Genomic DNA, 16819 nt, shown 5'->3' on the forward strand with positions numbered 1-16819 from the left:
AGGGCGGGGCGCTCATGGTTCGAGACGGCGCTTGCGCGCCTCCTCACCATGAGGGCCGGAGCAGCACAGAAAGCCACTTCGCATGACCACTGACACCGATGCGAAGCTGATCGAACAGGGCCGCCTGCTTTTTGCAGGCGAATGGACGTTCATCTGGGCCTCGCCCTCGATCGAGACGCTGCCGCCGATGGCAGGAATGGAAGTGGCCTTTGCCGGGCGCTCCAATGTCGGCAAATCCAGCCTGATCAACTCCCTGACCGGGCGCAACGCGCTGGCGCGGACCTCGCATACGCCGGGCCGCACCCAGGAGCTGATCTTCTTCGAAGGTCCCGATGGCTCCGACTTCCGGCTCGTCGATATGCCCGGCTATGGCTATGCGTCGGCGCCCAAGGTCAAGATCGCGTCCTGGACCAAGCTGATCTACAATTTCCTCCAGGGCCGGGCGAGCCTCGCGCGCGTCTACGTCCTGATCGACTCCCGGCATGGCCTGAAGGATGTCGACCTCGACGTGCTCAAGTCCCTCGATCGTTCGGCGGTCAGCTACCAGATCGTGCTGACCAAGGCTGATCAGGTGAAGAAGAGCGAACTCGAAAAGACCCTTGAAGAGGTCCGCACCGAGTTGCGGACTCATCCGGCAGCCTTTCCGGACGTGCTGGTTACATCGTCGCGCACCGGTGACGGCATGGCCGAATTGCGGGCTGCAATGGTCCGCCTGTTGAACGAGCGCAACTGATGACCCGCTTTAGCCTGTTTCGCATTCTTGTCATCCTGGCTGGCGTGATGGGCGCGGACGGCGTCATTCTGGCTGCCGCTTCGGCGCATCAGCCGGACGCGACGCGGCTGGCCTCGGCCTCCTCGATGCTGCTGTTTCATGCCGCCGCCATTCTCGGCGCCGTCGCTTTGATCGAGCGCGGCATCGCCCATCTGCAGATCGGCCTGACGGCCGCCTTCGGCTTCGTCATCGCTGCCGCGATTTTCGCCGGCGACCTGACCCTGCGCCAATATGTCGGTCACGGCTTGTTCACAATGGCCGCGCCGACCGGCGGCACCCTGCTGATCCTGAGCTGGCTGGCGCTGGCGGTATCCGCAGCTTGGCCGCGCCCCACCTGACGCCGGGCCACTGGACAGAGCAGCGATGCTTTGCGCGGCGGCAATCAATCGGCTAGAACGCGCCGCAGATTGCTCACCGTGAGATCCGCTTCATGACCGACGCGCCCATCATCAGTGCTCTCGACCAGGCCCGCATCCTGTCGGAGGCGTTGCCCCACATGCAGCAATATGACGAAGAGACGATCGTCATCAAATATGGCGGGCACGCCATGGGCGCCGAGGATACGGCCCGCGCATTTGCCCGCGATATCGTCCTCTTGGAACAGACCGCCATCAATCCGGTGGTCGTGCATGGCGGCGGCCCGCAGATCGCGCAGATGCTGCAGCGTCTCGGCATCAAATCGGAATTCGCCGCCGGATTGCGCATCACCGATGCAGCGACCATCGAGATCGTTGAGATGGTGCTGGCCGGCTCGATCAACAAGCAGATCGTCAGCTACATCAACGAAGCCGGCGGCAAGGCCGTCGGCCTATGCGGCAAGGACGGCAACATGGTCACCGCGTCGAAGGCGACGCGCACCATGGTCGATCCCGATTCTAACATCGAGAAGGTGGTCGATCTCGGCTTTGTCGGCGAGCCGGAAAAGGTCGATCTCACGCTGCTCAACCAGCTGATCGGCTATGAGCTGATCCCGGTGCTGGCGCCGCTCGCAGCAAGCAAGGACGGCAAGACCTTCAACGTCAATGCCGACACCTTTGCCGGCGCCGTCGCCGGTGCGCTGAAGGCCAAGCGCCTGCTTCTGCTCACCGACGTGCCGGGCGTGCTCGACAAGTCGAAGAAGCTGATCCCGGAATTGTCGATCAAGGATGCCCGCAAGCTGATCGCTGACGGCACGATTTCCGGCGGCATGATCCCGAAGGTCGAGACCTGCATCTATTCGCTCGAACAGGGTGTCGAAGGCGTCGTCATTATCGATGGCAAGACTCCCCATGCCGTGCTGCTCGAACTCTTCACCAATCAGGGCACGGGCACGCTGATCCACAAGTGATGGACAGGGCAGACACACACTCTGCCCTGACTCCGCCCTTCATCCTGAGGAGCGCGCGAAGCGTGCGTCTCGAAGGATGGCCGCGGACTCTTCGCCAAGTCTGCTCATGGTTCGAGACGGCGCGGAAGACGCGCCTCCTCACCATGAGGGACGGGGTATTGGGCGGCTTCGCAGCTCTCCTCTTTCTCGTGGCCCTCACCTCCCCCGCCCGCGCCGATCTCAAACTCTGCAACCGCATGAGCTATGTCGTCGAAGCCGCCATCGGTATCGACGACAAGAGCGCCACCGCGACGCGCGGCTGGTTTCGCATCGATCCCGCGCAGTGCCGCGTCGTCGTACAGGGAACGCTGACGGCCGACCGTATCCTGCTGCATGCCCGCGCGCTCAGCATCTACGGCGCCTCGCCCGTGGCGCAGAACGGCACCGACAACCTGTGCATCGCGCCGGATAACTTCGTGATCGCCGCTGCCCGGCAATGCCGCGCCGGGCAGTCACAGGTGCCGTTCACGATGATCAAGCCGACGCAGACCGACGACGGCAACATGGTCGCCTATCTCGCCGAAGACAGCGAATATGACGACGAACAGGCCAAGCTCGCCGCGATCCAGCGCCTGCTGGTGATCGCGGGCTATGACGCCGCACCGATCGATGGCGTGGACGGGCCGAAGACCCAGAGCGCGCTCTCGTCCTTCCTCAAGAGCCGTAGTCTTGCTGCCGATGTGGTTTCAACGCCGAATTTCTTCGAGACAATGATCGCCGCCGTGCAGGCGCCCTCCGCAACAGGCCTGACCTGGTGCAACGACACGTCCTACAAGGTCATGGCCTCGGTCGCGACCGATGACGGCAAGGGCGTTGTCAGCCGCGGCTGGTATCGCATCGAACCAGGCAAATGCCTGCGACCGGATATTGTCGGCCAACCCCGCCAGATCCTCAGTTTCGCCGAGGCCGTCGACGACAATGGCCGCGCCATTAAGCTCAACGACAAGCCGCTGAACTGGGGCGGCGTTCGCATGCTGTGCACGCGCGAGAGCAAATTCGAGATCCGCGAACACAACGACTGCAATACCCGCGGCCTCACCAGCGCCGGCTTCGCCATCGTCGATATGTCCGGCGGCGGCAGGACGCTGCGCTTTGGGACACCGTGACGACCGGACAACAGAGACAATCAATGACCCTGCCGACCAAATCGCCGCGCGCCTTCAACCATGTCGAGACATGGGTGTTCGATCTCGACAACACGCTGTATCCGCACCACGTGAACCTGTGGCAGCAGGTCGATGGCAAGATCCGCGACTTCGTCGCGAATTTTCTCAAGATTTCGCCCGACGAGGCCTTCAAGGTTCAGAAGGATTATTACAAGCGCTACGGCACCACCATGCGCGGCATGATGACCGAGCACGGTGTGCGCGCCGACGACTTTCTGGCTTTCGTCCACGAGATCGATCATTCGCCGCTCGAGCCCAATCCGGTGATGGGCGCCGCGATCGCACAACTGCCAGGCCGCAAGCTGATCCTGACTAACGGCTCGGTCGCCCATGCCGGCGCCGTGCTGGAGCGCCTCGGTTTCGCCGACCAGTTCGAAGCGATCTTCGACATCATCGCCGCCGATCTTGAACCGAAGCCCGCGCAGCAGACCTATGACAAGTTCCTCCGCCTGCACGGCGTCGATCCCTCCAAGGCCGCCATGTTCGAGGACCTGTCCCGCAACCTCGTGGTGCCGCACAAACTGGGCATGACGACCGTGCTGATCGTGCCCGACGGCGCCAAGGAAGTCGTGCGTGAGGACTGGGAGCTGGAAGGCCGCGACGACGACCATGTCGACCACGTCACCGACGATCTGACGGGGTTCCTGGCAGCGCTGAACAAAGCGCGCTGATCTCGAACAGCGGCACATCCCCTCACCTGTCATCGCCCGGCCTGGCGCGCACTTGCGCGCGTGGACCGGGCGATCCAGTAGGCACCAGCAGAAGTGATGAAGCCGTCCCGCCGCCGTATACTGGATCACCCGCTTTCGCGGGTGATGACAGGCTGAGTTTGACGCGGACGGCCCTCTTCCCGACCTTGACTCTCCCCGGCCGAATCCCGACAAAAGCTCCAAGAAATCACCTTTTACCCACGATCTGCCCAAGGAAACCGCGATGTCGCTGACCGCCCTCGAATCCACCATCAATGCCGCCTTCGACGCGCGCGATAACGTCAACGCTGCGACCAAGGGTGAAGTCCGCGACGCTGTCGATCAGGCGCTGAACCTGCTCGACAAGGGCGAGGCCCGCGTCGCCGTGCGTGCAGACGACGGCAAGTGGACCGTGAACCAGTGGCTGAAGAAGGCCGTGCTGCTGTCGTTCCGCCTCAATGACATGGCGCAGATCTCTGGTGGTCCCGGCGGCGCGGCCTGGTGGGACAAGGTGCCCTCGAAGTTCGAGGGATGGGGCGACAACAGCTTCCGCGACGCCGGCTTCCGCTCTGTACCGGGCGCTATCGTGCGCAAGTCGGCCTTCATCGCCAAGAACGTCGTGCTGATGCCGTCTTTCGTCAATCTCGGCGCCTATGTCGACGAGAGCTCCATGGTCGACACCTGGTCGACGGTCGGCTCCTGCGCCCAGATCGGCAAGCGCGTGCACATTTCCGGCGGCGTCGGCATCGGCGGCGTGCTGGAGCCGCTACAGGCCGGCCCGGTCATCATCGAGGACGACTGTTTCATCGGCGCCCGCTCGGAAGTCGCTGAAGGCGTGATCGTGCGCAAGGGTGCGGTGCTGGCCATGGGCGTGTTCCTGGGCGCATCGACCAAGATCGTCGATCGCGAAACCGGCGAAGTGTTCGTCGGCGAAGTGCCGGAATATGCGGTGCTGGTCCCCGGCAACCTGCCCGGCAAGCCGATGAAGAACGGCCAGATCGGCCCCTCCACCGCCTGCGCCGTGATCGTGAAGCGTGTCGACGAGCGCACCCGCTCCAAGACCAGCATCAACGAGTTGCTGCGCGACTGATTGTCGTTCGGACCGGTTTGCGCGTAGCATCGCGCAGACCGGACCGATCCGTTGACCTGGGGGCTGCCATGGACTGGACCACGCTGCTTTTCAGCTTCAAGGGACGGATCAACCGCGGCAAATACTGGCTCGCGATCCTGATCTACATAGTGGCCTGGATCGCCTTCGTAGCTGCTGCCGTGATGTGGCTCGGCGGCTTTGACACCGATCGCCTGTTCAGCATGGTCGGTGGCGCGTTGCTGCTGTGGCTGGCCGCCATTGTCCTCATCACCGCCGGTACATGGTCCGGCATCGCCACCGGCATCAAGCGGCTGCATGACCGCGAGAAGAGCGGATGGTGGATCCTGGTGTTCTGGCTCGGCCCCAGCGTCCTGAGCGGCATCGGCAGCACCAGCAGCGCGAGCACCAGCTTCGTCTTTCATATCGCCAGCTTCGCCGTGACCATCTGGGCCATCGTCGAACTGGGCTTCCTGCGCGGCACCGCCGGGCCGAACGAATACGGTCCCGATCCGCTTGCCGCGCTTGCCACTGCACCAAGGGTCTGATGTCCACCGACGTTCTCTCCATCGCTCAAGATCTTCTCCGCTGCCCCTCAGTCACTCCTGCTGACGCCGGCGCCCTCGGCGTGCTTGAGAGCCTGCTGACGCCGGCCGGCTTCGAAGTCCATCGCGTCACCTTCAGCGAGGAAGGCAGCGCCGATATCGAAAACCTCTATGCCCGTATCGGGACTTCCGCGCCGCATATCTGTTTTGCTGGCCATACCGACGTGGTGCCGCCCGGTGATGAAGCGGCGTGGACCCATGGCGCTTTCTCCGGCGACGTGACGAACGGCCTGCTCTACGGCCGCGGTGCGGTGGACATGAAGGGTGGCATTGCCGCGTCAGTCGCCGCCGTGCTGGACTATCTGGCGGCGAATGACGGCAAGCCGCAAAAGGATGGCGGCGGTTCGATCTCCTTCCTGATCACCGGCGACGAAGAAGGCATTGCCGTCAATGGCACCGTGAAGCTGCTCCAATGGGCGGCCGAGCGTGGCGAACAGTTCGATCATTGCATCGTCGGCGAGCCCTCGAATGTCGAGGAGATGGGCGACACCATCAAGATCGGACGCCGCGGGTCGCAATCAGGCACGCTGGTCGTCGATGGCGTGCAGGGCCATGTCGCCTATCCGCATCGCGCGTCGAATCCGGTGCCGGATATCGCCGCACTCATCACGGCACTGAGCGGCGACCCGCTGGATCAGGGCAATGCACAGTTTCAGCCGTCCAATCTCGAATTCACCTCGGTGGATGTCGGCAACAAGGCGACCAACGTCATCCCCGCGCAAGCGCGGGCGAAGTTCAATATCCGCTTCAACGACCACCACACGCAGGCGTCATTGCGCGACCTGATCGATGCACGCGTCGCAACTGCCGCCGGCAATCGCATTCGCGCGCATGTGATCTGGGAGCCGAGCAATTCGGACAGCTTCGTCACAAAGCCCGGCGCCTTTACCGATACGGTCGTCGCCGCGATCAAGGATGTCACCGGCCGCACACCGGATCTCAACACGGGCGGCGGAACCTCGGATGCGCGCTTCATCAAGAACTACTGCCCGGTGATTGAATTCGGCCTGGTCGGGCAGACCATGCATCAGATCGACGAACACACGAAGGTTGCCGATCTGGAGAAGCTCACCCAAATCTATCGTGGCGTGCTGGATCGGTATTTCGCATGAACGGCAAGATTCTCGTCCTCACCGCGCTCGAAAGCGAGCTCGACAAATCACGCGCGCCTGCCGAGATCGAGGTGATTTTCACCGGCGTCGGTAAGATCAACACCACGATCGCAACACTTCAGGCGGTGCAGGCCATGCAGCCCAAGCTCGTCGTGAACTACGGCACCGCCGGCAAGCTAAACACCAAACTCAACGGCCTCGTCGAGGTCAGCGACGTGATCCAGCGCGACATGAATGCCGAGCCGTTGGCGCCGCGCGGCCGCACGCCCTTTGCGCCCGATCTCGACCGCTTGGTCTCGGGTCAGCGCGGCGTAATCTGCGGCAGTGGTGACAGTTTCGTCACCTCCACCGATCCTTGGCTGGTGTCGAACAATGTCGATATCGTCGATATGGAACTGTTTGCCATCGCGCAGGTCTGCCTGCGCCACGGCATTCCCTGGCGCGCCTTCAAATTCATCACCGACGACGCCAATGATTTTGCGCATGAGCATTGGACGGCGAATGTCGCGAATGGACAGGATCTGTTCTGGGACGCGATGAAGGGCGTGAAGGTCTAGTAGTCGACCTTTACCAGATACAGCCCATCCGGCGGCGCCACGATGCCGCAGGCGCTGCGGTCCTTCGCGGCAAGCGCCGCAGCCAGATCGTCCGGCGTCCAGCGGCCGTTGCCGACCCAGACCAGTGAGCCAACCATCGAGCGCACCTGGCTGTGCAGGAACGAGCGTGCGGAGGTCGTGATAGTGATCGCCTCACCGTTCTGCACCACATCGAGCTGATCGAGCGTGCGGATCGGCGACTTGGCTTGGCATTCGGTATCGCGAAAGGTCGTGAAGTCGTGTCGACCGAGCAAACGCTTCGCAGCCTCGCTCATGGCAGCGACATCGAGCGGGCGCGGCACGCGCCAGACCCGGCCGGCATCGACGGCGAGGTTCGCGCGACGATTGGCGATGCGATAGACATAGTGGCGCTTGATGGCCGAGAACCGCGCCTCGAAATCATCCGGCACGATATCCGCCGACAGCACGCCGACCGGATGCGGCCGCAGATGGGCATTCATGCCATCGCGAAAGCGACCCGGCACCAGCACTTTCGGCACGTCGCAATGGGCGACCTGGCCGAGCGCATGGACGCCGGCATCGGTGCGACCGGCGCCATGGACGCGGATCGGCTCGCCGCAGATGGCCTCGGCGGCACGCTCCAGCGCGCCCTGTACGGTCAGCGTCGCGTTGGCCTGCACCTGCCATCCGGAAAATGGCGCGCCGTCATATTCGATGATCATCTTGTAGCGCGGCATCAGCCCACCTGCAGAGGCGGCTTCAGCGGCGTGCCACGCAGAAATTCACTGGCCTTCATCGGCTGCTTGCCGGCGCGCTGCAGGTCGATGATCCGGATCGCGCCCTCGCCGCAGGCGATGGTGAGCTGATCGTCGATGATCTCGCCGGGCGCACCCGCGCCCTTTGCAAGCTCGCAGCGCAGAACCTTCACGCGTACCGCCTCGCCCTCGATCGGCACTTCGCACCACGCGCCGGGAAACGGTGACAGCCCATGGCAATGCCTGAGCACCTCGCGCGCCGGCTTCGACCAGTCGATCTTGGCCTCCGCCTTGTCGATCTTGGCCGCGTAAGTGACGCCGTCTGCGCTCTGCGGGGTCAGGCTCAGCCGTCCCCTTTCCAGCGCACCCATGGCCCGCACCATCAAGTCGGCACCAAGCGGCGCCAGCGCATCGTGCAGGTCCAGCGCCGTCATCGCATCGGTGATCGCCAGACGCTCGGCCATGGCGACATCGCCGGTGTCGAGGCCGATATCCATCTTCATCACCATGACGCCGCTCTCGGCGTCGCCCTCCATGATGGCACGATTGATCGGCGCCGCGCCGCGCCAGCGCGGCAGTAGCGAGCCGTGCAGGTTGAAGCAACCTAGGGGCGGCACATCGAGAATGTTCTGCGGCAGGATCATGCCGTAGGCGACGACGACCGCAGCCTCGGCCTCATGCGACCGGAACTCGGCTTCGGCTTCCGGCGTCCGCAGCGTTTTCGGCGTGAACACGGGAATGCCGAGCCGTTCCGCCTCGCGCGCCACGGGCGTCGGCTGCAGCTTCATGCCACGGCCCGCGGGCTTTGCTTCGCGGGTATAGACCGCCACGATCTCATGGCCATGGGCCACGAGTTCGAGCAGCGTCGGCACCGCGAAATCCGGCGTGCCCATGAAGATCAAACGAAGCGACATAGGTCGGAGCCGATCTGTTGCAGCGTTGCGCGGAGAAACCTACTCCGCGCGCTTGGCGAGCTTGGTGAACTTCTTCAGCACGCGGTCGCGCTTCAGCTTCGAAAGGTAATCGACGAACAGCACGCCATTGAGATGGTCGATCTCGTGCTGAATGCAGGTCGCGAACAGGCCAGAAGCCTCTTCCTCGATGGTCTTGCCGTCGAGGTCCATATAGCGGATCCGCACCGTCGCCGGGCGTTCCACTTCCTCGTAATATTCAGGGATCGACAGACAGCCTTCCTCATAAACCGAGAGTTCTTCCGAGGCCGAGATGATCTCCGGATTGATGAAGACGCGCGGCTTCTTGCCGTCCTCCTCATCGTCCTTCTTGGCGATGTCCATGGTGATCAGCCGCAGCGGAACCGCGATCTGGATCGCCGCCAGCCCGATCCCGGGTGCGTCATACATCGTCTCGAACATGTCGTCGGCGAGCTTGCGCACCTCAGACGTCACCTTCTCAACTGGTTTGGAGATCAGCCGCAACTGTTTGTCGGGCAGGATAATGATTTCACGAATGGCCATGGCGGCGATTTAATCTGCGCGCCGGTCCGGGTCAATCCGCTGGAAAGGCTGGACTTTGAAGGACGTTAACTCCCCGCTAACCATGAAAATTGAGGCGCGGTTAACCATGCCGGTTAAGGTCTGCTTAACCACATTTCTTAGGCTTGGCTTAACCAGGAAAATTCATTTTGCATTAACCATAAACGTTCCCTCTTCGTTCGCGCAACCGACCGAATCGGCTACAAGGATGGGATGAACGAGATTCTTTTCATGATCGGCGACATGCCGGTCACCGCCGGCGTGGCATTGATGGGCTTCAGTGCTCTGGCGCTGGGTTTGCTGCTCACCATCGCCATCATCATCGCTCGTTCCGGTAGCCGCGGCGCCGCCATGGCCATGGCCCAGGCGATCCGCGCCGACGAACTGGAAGAACGCCTCAGCGAAGTGCTGAAGGCGCAGAACGAGGCCACCGGCCGCGTCGACGCCATGGGCCAGGCCTTGGCCGGCCGTCAGGCCGACATGGCACGCGCGGTGTCCGAGCGGCTGGACTCGGTGACCCATCGCGTCGGCCAATCCATGGAACAGACCACCCGCAACACGATGGAAAGCCTGAGCGCGCTGCATGAGCGGCTGGGCATCATCGACAACGCCCACAAGAACCTCACGGACCTCACCTCGCAGGTGACGACCTTGCGTGACGTACTTGCCAACAAGCAGTCGCGTGGCGCGTTCGGTCAGGCGCGGATGGAAAGTATCGTGAAGGACGGCATGCCGAGCGGCGCCTATGCGTTCCAGCACACGCTATCGTCGGGCAAACGGCCGGACTGCGTGATCTTCCTGCCGGATCAGCGTCCACTGTGCATCGATGCGAAATTCCCGCTGGAAGCCGTCACAGCGCTGCATGACGCGCGCAGCGATGACGAGAAGAAATACGCAGCGCAGCGCTTGCGCGCGGACGTGATGAAACATGTCACCGACATCGCCGAGAAGTATCTGGTTGCCGGCGAGACGCAGGATACGGCGCTGATGTTCGTGCCGTCGGAATCCGTCTATGCTGAAATCCACGACGGTTTCGATGACATCATCCAGAAAGCCTATCGCGCCCGCGTCGTGCTGGTGTCGCCGTCGCTGCTGATGCTGGCTATCCAAGTGATGCAGCAAATCCTGAAGGACGCGCGGATGCGCGACGCCGCCGACCAGATCCGCACCGAGGTCCTGAATCTGGGCGACGACCTCACCCGGTTGCGCGATCGCGTGATGAAGCTGCAGACGCATTTCGGGCAGGCCAATGAGGACGTCCGCCAGATCCTGATCTCCGCCGACAAGATCGAGAAGCGCGCCGGCCGCATCGAGGAACTAGATTTCAGCAAGAGCGAGCCGGCGGCCGAGGTAGCCCCGGTCATCGCGAAGACCGCCGCCCCCGACATGTTCGCGCCACTGCCGCGCAAGCTGCAGGCGGGGGAATAGCTCCAGAACTCCAACTGTCATCGCCCGGCCGAGCGCGCAATTGCGCGCTTGGACCGGGCGATCCAGTATCCGGCGGCGGTTGTAGTTTGCTATGAAGTATCAACGTTAAGGGCAGTGTATACTGGATCGCCCGGTCAAGCCGGGCGATAACGACTGAGAAAGTGGTGCCGAGAGGCAACTGAGTTATTGCGCCCTCACCGGCAGATGAGGGGATACAGATCATCCCAATTGGGATTATCTTTCTCGATCAGTGCGATCTTCCATTCCCGCATCCACTTCTTGAGCCGCTTCTCGCGGTGCATGGCGTGTTCGATATTGTCGAAGCGTTCGTAGTAGACGAGCCGGTCGATGCCATAGGCCTTCGTGAATCCCTCTGCGGCTTTCGTTTTGTGTTCGTATACGCGGCGAATGAGATCGTTCGTCACGCCGATATAAAGCGTTCCGCCGATGTCGCTTGCCAGAATGTAGACGTAAAAGTTGTAGGCACGCATCGTCAGGACTCGCCACTGCCGTTGCACCAAACTCACTTGTCGTCACCCGGCTTGACCGGTTGACCCAGTATACACCGACCTTACGCTCGTACGACGCTGCCAAACACAACCAACGCCGGATACTGGATCGCCCGGTCCTAGCGCGCAATTGCGCGCCAGGCCGGGCGATGACAACCGAGGGGAAGGATACGAAGCCACAGGCCGCTTTCCCCCGAATCTGCTAACCCTTCCCCATGACCAGCGCGCCTGACTCGTCCGAAGCCGCCCTCGCCTTGAAGCCCCGTGCCACCTGGCGCGAGAGCATGGCGGTGTATCTGCAGCCGCGGGTGCTGATCGTGCTGCTGCTTGGCCTGTCGTCGGGTCTGCCGCTTGCATTGTCCGGCTCGACGCTGCTGGTGTGGATGCGCGAATCCGGCGTCGATCTCGGTACCATCGGGTTGTTCGCCCTCGTCGGCACGCCCTACACGCTGAAGTTCCTTTGGGCGCCGCTGGTCGACGCGCTGCATGTGCCCTTCTTCACGCGACAGTTCGGCCGCCGCCGCGGCTGGCTGGTATTTTCACAACTGCTGCTGATCGGCGCGATCCTGCTGCTGGCGCTGACCGATCCGTCGCGCTCGCCGCTGTTCGTGGCCCTTGGCGCCCTGCTGGTCGCTGCCATGTCATCGACGCAGGACATTGTCGTCGATGCGTTTCGTGTGGAGAGCCTGCCGGAGAGCGAACAGGCGGCCGGCATGGCGTCCTATGTCGCGGCCTATCGCATCGGCATGCTGATCTCGACCGCCGGCGTGCTGTTTCTGGTCAGCGCCTTCGAGAGCACGGGCATCGCGCGCTCCACCGCCTGGATGTGGGGCTATGTGGCAATGGCGGCGATGGTGCTGGTCGGCACGGTCACAGCGCTTGCGGCCACCGAGCCCGAGCAATCCGCGCAGGCCGAAGCCGCCACGCGCGGCGAAAGCGCCTTCACGCGCGTGCTGCAGGCTGCAATCGGCGCGTTCTCCGAGTTTCTGGCCCGCAAGGACGCCTGGGCCGCGCTGGCCTTTGTCGTGCTGTTCAAATTCACCGACGCCTTTTCTGGCACCATGACCGCGCCGTTCGTGATCGATCTCGGCTTCACCCGCAACGACTACGCCGCCATCGTCAAAGGCGTCGGCCTTGCCGCCACGCTGATCGGCGGCTTCGCTGGCGGCTTCGTGGCGCGGCGCTATTCGCTGGCGGCGAGCCTGTGGATCGGCGCTGTGTTGCAGGCGCTGTCCAACCTGGCATTCTCGTGGCTCGCCATCGTCGGCGTCAATCAATGGGCGCTGGCACTGGCCATCTCGGTCGAGAATTTCACCAGCGCCATCGGTACGGTGATCTTCGTCGCCTACCTTTCGGCGCTGTGCAAAAACCCGCTGCACACAGCCACGCAATATGCGCTGCTCACGGCGCTCGCTGCGGTGGGGCGGACCTATCTGTCGGCAGGTGCAGGTTACGTCGCGCAGGCGACGGGATGGCCGATGTTCTTCGTCATCAGCGTGGTCGTCGCGGTGCCGAGCCTGATCCTCCTGATCTGGCTGCAGCGCCGCGCGCATTTCGAGATGCTGGGGCCGGTACGGGTTTAACCGAAGCGAACTCAGTTCGGCTTCGTCACCACGCTCCATTTCGTCACCAGCGCTTCACTCATCTGCCCGGCCTGCTCGGCGCAGGTGACTTCAGCAACCTTGAGCGCAACTTCCTTGCCGACAAGCTTCTTCAGCTGCGTGGCCTGCGCGTCATTGGCCACGACGATCTCGAACGTCTCGGGTCCGGTCTCAAGATTGCACAGCCCTGCAGGCGCCGGCAGCCGACGCGGCTCGCTGACCACTTGATACACATTGGTGCGCTTGCCCTTGGCATCGCGGCTGCGCATGGCGTTGAGCTGCCCGGTCAGCACATCGCCGATCTTCATGGTCTTCGGTGCCACCGGTGCGGCTGGCGGAGCCGGCGCTTCCGTCGCGCCGCTGGCAGCCGTCGCAAACAGGCCGGCCGCGCAAATCGCAGCGGCCCAGGTCGGCAAAGCCTTCAAGTCATATCGTGTCATCAATGCTCTTCCAGTCTTAAAACAGCGTCCGCTGTCGCATCGCGGCCGACAGCGTGCCTTCGTCGAGATAATCGAGTTCACCACCAACCGGCACGCCATGTGCCAGCCGCGTGACTTTCACATTCGCCTCTTGCAAGAGGTCAGTGATGTAATGCGCCGTGGTCTGCCCATCCACCGTCGCATTCAGCGCCAGGATGATTTCGCTCACCTCTGAATCATGCGCACGTGACACCAGCGCGTCGATGGTCAGATCCTGCGGGCCGACGCCGTCGAGCGGCGACAGCGTTGCACCCAATACATGATACTTGCCCGTCGTCGCATGGGCGCGTTCGAGCGCCCACAAGTCCGCGACATCGGCGACCACCACGATGGTCGAGGGATCGCGGCGCGGGTCCGTGCAGATCGTGCAGGGATTCTGCGTATCGATATTGCTGCAGACCTTGCAGACCTGAATCCGGTCGATCGCCACCTGCAAGGCACCGGCCAGCGGCGTCATCAGCGCCTCGCGCTTCTTGATCAGATGCAGCGCGGCACGCCGGGCCGAGCGCGGGCCAAGACCGGGCAGCCGCGCCAGCAGTTGAATCAGGCGCTCGATTTCCGGACCGGCCGTGGATGCCATCTCAGGTAAGGCCCATCCCCGGCGGCAGATCGAGGCCGCCGGTCAGCGCCTGCATCTTCTCTTGCATCGCAGCTTCCGCCTTGCGGCGCGCATCACCGAGCGCTGTGACCAGCAGATCCTCAAGGATCTCGACTTCGTCGGCTTTAACGAGCGAGGGATCGATCTTCACGGCCTTCACTTCGGTCTTCGCGGTCATCCGCACGGACACGAGGCCACCGCCGGAGATACCTTCGACCTCGACATGGTCGAGCTCGTCCTGCATCGCCTTCATCTTTGATTGCAGCTGCGCTGCCTGTTTCATCATGCCGAGAAAATCAGCCATGAGTTTTCCTTCGCAGTTCGATTAATCGTCGTCGTTGAGACCGTCGGTCGCGTCATCGCTGATCAGGTCGCTATCGCTGCCGTTGAAGTCCGGCGGCTCAGGGGCGATGACACGAACCTCGACCTTCGCACGCGGAAACCGTGCCAGCACTTCCTTGACCCGCGGATCGGCTTCCGCCGCGCGCTGGCGTTCGTTCTTCTGCTCGAGCTGCTGATCGCGCAGCGTCGGCTGTCCCTGCTCGTTGGACACGATCACGGCCCAACGCCGGCCGGTCCACTGTTCGAGCTTCCGCGACAGATCGTTGATCAGCGTGCGCGACGCGGTGCGCTCCATCGCCAGCTCAAGCCGCCCGTCTTCGATCTTGATCAGGCGCACATCGGCTTCGAGCGCCCCGCGCACCATCAGGTCGCGTTTCTCGCCGGCCAGTGCCACGAGTTCAGGGAAGGTGGAAATCTTCAGCACCGCTGCGGGCGGTGCATCTGCCATGCCGACTTGCGGCCGCGGCGATGGTTCCGCGCCGCCGCGCTGCATGGTCGGACCACGCGACGCGCTCGCTGACATCGTCGGCATGGCGGACGGCATCTGCGCTGACGGCAAAGATGCCGACGGAGCGGACGATGGCGCGGCACGGCCTCCACCATTCGTTGGGATCATCGGCGACGTCCCGCCATTCTGGTCGAGCATCCGGATCGCTTCATCCGGCGTCGGCAGATCGGCAACGTAAGCGATGCGCACCAGCACCATCTCTGCGGCGGCGGCGGGACGCGTCGCGCCCTGCACCTCGGTGATGCCCTTGAGCAGCATCTGCCACATCCGCGACAGCACCCGCATCGACAGCTTCGAGGCGAAATCGCGTGCGCGCAGACGTTCGGTCTCTCCAAACGCGACATTGTCGGCGGTTGCCGGCACGATCTTCACGCGGGTGACGAAATTGACGAATTCGGCAAGATCGCTCAGCACCACAATCGGATCAGCGCCGACGTCGTATTGTTCGCGAAATTCCTTGAATGCGCTGGCGATGTCGCCACGCGCCAGCGAATCGAACAGGTCGATGACACGGGTGCGATCGGCGAGGCCGAGCATCTGCCGCACAGCATCGGCGCGGACCGTGCCCGCGGCATGCGCAATCGCCTGATCGAACAGCGACAGTGAATCGCGCACCGAGCCTTCGGCGGCGCGGGCGATGATGCCCAGCGCTTCCGGCTCGACCTCGACGTTTTCCTTACCAGCAATATTCGACAGATGCGTCATTAGCACATCGGCATCGACGCGGCGCAGGTCGAAGCGCTGACAGCGCGACAGCACCGTCACCGGCACCTTGCGGATTTCGGTGGTGGCGAACACGAACTTGGCGTGTTCCGGCGGCTCTTCCAGCGTCTTCAGGAACGCGTTGAAGGCGGCGGTCGACAGCATGTGGACTTCGTCGATGATGTAGACCTTGTAGCGCGCGCTGGAGGGCGCATAGCGCACGCTGTCATTGATCTGGCGGACATCGTCGACGCCGGTGTGGCTCGCGGCGTCCATTTCGAGAATGTCGATATGCCGGCTTTCCATGATCGCCTGGCAATGGATGCCCGGCGTCGGCATATGGATGGTCGGGCCTTTGACCGAGCCATCGGCCATTTCATAATTCAGCGCGCGCGCCAGAATACGCGCCGTCGTTGTCTTGCCGACACCGCGGACACCGGTAAGGATCCACGCCTGCGGAATGCGGCCGGTCTCGAACGCATTGGAGACGGTGCGGACCAGCGCTTCCTGGCCGATCAGATCGTCGAAACTGCCGGGGCGGTATTTACGCGCGAGCACGCGATAGGGCGTGGCGGCAGCAGGCGCCGGGGCAGCGCCCATATCGAAACCGCTCTGGTGATCATCAGGAGGGGACGTGCCAGCGTCGGTCATCGAGGAATCCGCAATGTGTTGTCTCGTAAAGCCGGCTTGCGGAACATCTGGCGCATCATAGGCGGAACGGGACACAGGTTCCGGCCTTCGATGCTGCCTCACTCATCGAACAAGGCGCCCACCGAGCAAACGACCCATGTGCAGGACGCTGAATTTGCTCGATAAAACAAGTAGGAGACTGACGAGCGACCCGATCCGGATCTCGTTAGGGCTGCTTCCTTCCGGACCTGACCCGATTGGCGAGTGGCTCGTCCACCGCCAATCTCCCGGTGCTTATTTGGGGCCAAAATGGTCGGAAAGCAAGCGCGGCGCGTGTCGCAAGTCCGCCGCAAGTTTTGCGCAGGAAAGTCGCAAGAAAACGTGGTCCAGACGCGCAAAACCGGCCATGACGGGAGTTGT

At 63.0% G+C, this 16819-nt stretch carries 19 protein-coding genes and 1 other RNA gene; 11 read left to right on the forward strand and 9 right to left on the reverse strand.

What is annotated here, in order from left to right; all coding sequences use genetic code 11:
- The first annotated feature begins 82 nt into the window (after positions 1 to 82).
- The 9 genes from yihA (at position 83) to BLW80_RS22770 (ending at position 7354) form a co-directional block, all read left to right on the forward strand.
- Positions 83 to 733 (forward strand): ribosome biogenesis GTP-binding protein YihA/YsxC, encoded by a 651-nt coding sequence (gene yihA / locus BLW80_RS22730; protein WP_089262794.1) that lies wholly within the window; start codon positions 83 to 85, stop codon positions 731 to 733.
- Positions 733 to 1110: a DUF423 domain-containing protein gene (locus BLW80_RS22735; RefSeq protein ID WP_093759798.1), complete on the forward strand. Its 378-nt coding sequence runs from the start codon at positions 733 to 735 to the stop codon at positions 1108 to 1110. Before yihA ends, BLW80_RS22735 begins: the two co-directional genes overlap by 1 nt.
- 92 nt (positions 1111 to 1202) lie before the next feature.
- Positions 1203 to 2099: an acetylglutamate kinase gene (gene argB, locus BLW80_RS22740; protein WP_068732793.1), complete on the forward strand. Its 897-nt coding sequence runs from the start codon at positions 1203 to 1205 to the stop codon at positions 2097 to 2099.
- A gap of 143 nt (positions 2100 to 2242) precedes the next feature.
- The gene (locus tag BLW80_RS22745; RefSeq protein ID WP_170849763.1) at positions 2243 to 3244 is read left to right on the forward strand and encodes a DUF1036 domain-containing protein; all 1002 of its coding nucleotides are present in this window, start codon (positions 2243 to 2245) and stop codon (positions 3242 to 3244) included.
- A 23-nt stretch (positions 3245 to 3267) separates the two neighbouring features.
- On the forward strand, positions 3268 to 3975 hold the full coding sequence (locus BLW80_RS22750) for a pyrimidine 5'-nucleotidase (RefSeq protein WP_093759802.1): 708 nt from the start codon (positions 3268 to 3270) through the stop codon (positions 3973 to 3975).
- 262 nt (positions 3976 to 4237) lie between these two features.
- The gene (dapD, locus tag BLW80_RS22755) at positions 4238 to 5083 is read left to right on the forward strand and encodes a 2,3,4,5-tetrahydropyridine-2,6-dicarboxylate N-succinyltransferase (RefSeq protein WP_093759804.1); all 846 of its coding nucleotides are present in this window, start codon (positions 4238 to 4240) and stop codon (positions 5081 to 5083) included.
- Positions 5084 to 5151: 68 nt separating this feature from the next.
- Complete coding sequence (locus BLW80_RS22760) at positions 5152 to 5628, forward strand: DUF805 domain-containing protein (RefSeq protein ID WP_093759806.1); 477 nt, start codon at positions 5152 to 5154, stop codon at positions 5626 to 5628.
- Positions 5628 to 6797 carry a succinyl-diaminopimelate desuccinylase gene (gene dapE / locus BLW80_RS22765; RefSeq protein ID WP_093759808.1) on the forward strand — a complete coding sequence of 390 codons (1170 nt, stop codon included), beginning with the start codon at positions 5628 to 5630 and terminating at the stop codon, positions 6795 to 6797. Before BLW80_RS22760 ends, dapE begins: the two co-directional genes overlap by 1 nt.
- Entirely contained in the window at positions 6794 to 7354 is a 561-nt protein-coding gene (locus BLW80_RS22770; protein WP_089262806.1) for a phosphorylase family protein, read from the forward strand. Before dapE ends, BLW80_RS22770 begins: the two co-directional genes overlap by 4 nt.
- On the opposite strand, the gene truA is transcribed toward BLW80_RS22770, so the two are convergent.
- The 3 genes from truA to def are packed head-to-tail and all read right to left on the reverse strand — an operon-like array spanning position 7351 to position 9584.
- Entirely contained in the window at positions 7351 to 8091 is a 741-nt protein-coding gene (gene truA / locus BLW80_RS22775) for a tRNA pseudouridine(38-40) synthase TruA (protein WP_093759810.1), read from the reverse strand. The two genes, BLW80_RS22770 and truA, sit on opposite strands and share 4 nt — an antisense overlap.
- The gene (fmt, locus tag BLW80_RS22780) at positions 8091 to 9023 is read right to left on the reverse strand and encodes a methionyl-tRNA formyltransferase (RefSeq protein ID WP_093759812.1); all 933 of its coding nucleotides are present in this window, start codon (positions 9021 to 9023) and stop codon (positions 8091 to 8093) included. The genes truA and fmt overlap by 1 nt, the downstream gene beginning before the upstream one ends.
- A 39-nt stretch (positions 9024 to 9062) precedes the next feature.
- The gene (gene def, locus BLW80_RS22785) at positions 9063 to 9584 is read right to left on the reverse strand and encodes a peptide deformylase (protein WP_089262812.1); all 522 of its coding nucleotides are present in this window, start codon (positions 9582 to 9584) and stop codon (positions 9063 to 9065) included.
- Between the two features lie 231 nt (positions 9585 to 9815).
- Here def and BLW80_RS22790 point away from each other — a divergent pair, with 231 nt between their 5' ends.
- Entirely contained in the window at positions 9816 to 11030 is a 1215-nt protein-coding gene (locus tag BLW80_RS22790; RefSeq protein WP_093759814.1) for a DNA recombination protein RmuC, read from the forward strand.
- 194 nt (positions 11031 to 11224) lie between these two features.
- Here the strand turns inward: BLW80_RS22790 and BLW80_RS22795 are convergent, their stop codons facing one another.
- Positions 11225 to 11521 carry a GIY-YIG nuclease family protein gene (locus BLW80_RS22795; protein WP_093759816.1) on the reverse strand — a complete coding sequence of 99 codons (297 nt, stop codon included), beginning with the start codon at positions 11519 to 11521 and terminating at the stop codon, positions 11225 to 11227.
- 233 nt (positions 11522 to 11754) lie between these two features.
- On the opposite strand from BLW80_RS22795, the gene BLW80_RS22800 reads away from it, so the two are divergent.
- Complete coding sequence (locus BLW80_RS22800) at positions 11755 to 13122, forward strand: AmpG family muropeptide MFS transporter (RefSeq protein WP_093759818.1); 1368 nt, start codon at positions 11755 to 11757, stop codon at positions 13120 to 13122.
- Between the two features lie 11 nt (positions 13123 to 13133).
- Here the strand turns inward: BLW80_RS22800 and BLW80_RS22805 are convergent, their stop codons facing one another.
- The 5 genes from BLW80_RS22805 to ffs all read right to left on the reverse strand — a co-directional run bounded on the left by BLW80_RS22805 (position 13134) and on the right by ffs (position 16687).
- Positions 13134 to 13580, reverse strand: coding sequence for a hypothetical protein (locus BLW80_RS22805; protein WP_170849764.1), 447 nt, complete (start codon positions 13578 to 13580; stop codon positions 13134 to 13136).
- 16 nt (positions 13581 to 13596) lie between these two features.
- Positions 13597 to 14199, reverse strand: coding sequence for a recombination mediator RecR (gene recR / locus BLW80_RS22810; protein ID WP_089262818.1), 603 nt, complete (start codon positions 14197 to 14199; stop codon positions 13597 to 13599).
- Between the two features lies 1 nt (position 14200).
- Positions 14201 to 14521 carry a YbaB/EbfC family nucleoid-associated protein gene (locus BLW80_RS22815; RefSeq protein ID WP_093759820.1) on the reverse strand — a complete coding sequence of 107 codons (321 nt, stop codon included), beginning with the start codon at positions 14519 to 14521 and terminating at the stop codon, positions 14201 to 14203.
- A gap of 21 nt (positions 14522 to 14542) precedes the next feature.
- Positions 14543 to 16420 carry a DNA polymerase III subunit gamma/tau gene (locus BLW80_RS22820; RefSeq protein WP_093759822.1) on the reverse strand — a complete coding sequence of 626 codons (1878 nt, stop codon included), beginning with the start codon at positions 16418 to 16420 and terminating at the stop codon, positions 14543 to 14545.
- A 170-nt stretch (positions 16421 to 16590) separates the two neighbouring features.
- An RNA gene (gene ffs, locus BLW80_RS22825) (signal recognition particle sRNA small type) lies at positions 16591 to 16687 on the reverse strand.
- Positions 16688 to 16819 lie beyond the last annotated feature (132 nt).

The sequence above is a fragment of the Tardiphaga sp. OK245 genome (genome assembly GCF_900108575.1).
Taxonomy (GTDB): domain Bacteria; phylum Pseudomonadota; class Alphaproteobacteria; order Rhizobiales; family Xanthobacteraceae; genus Tardiphaga; species Tardiphaga robiniae.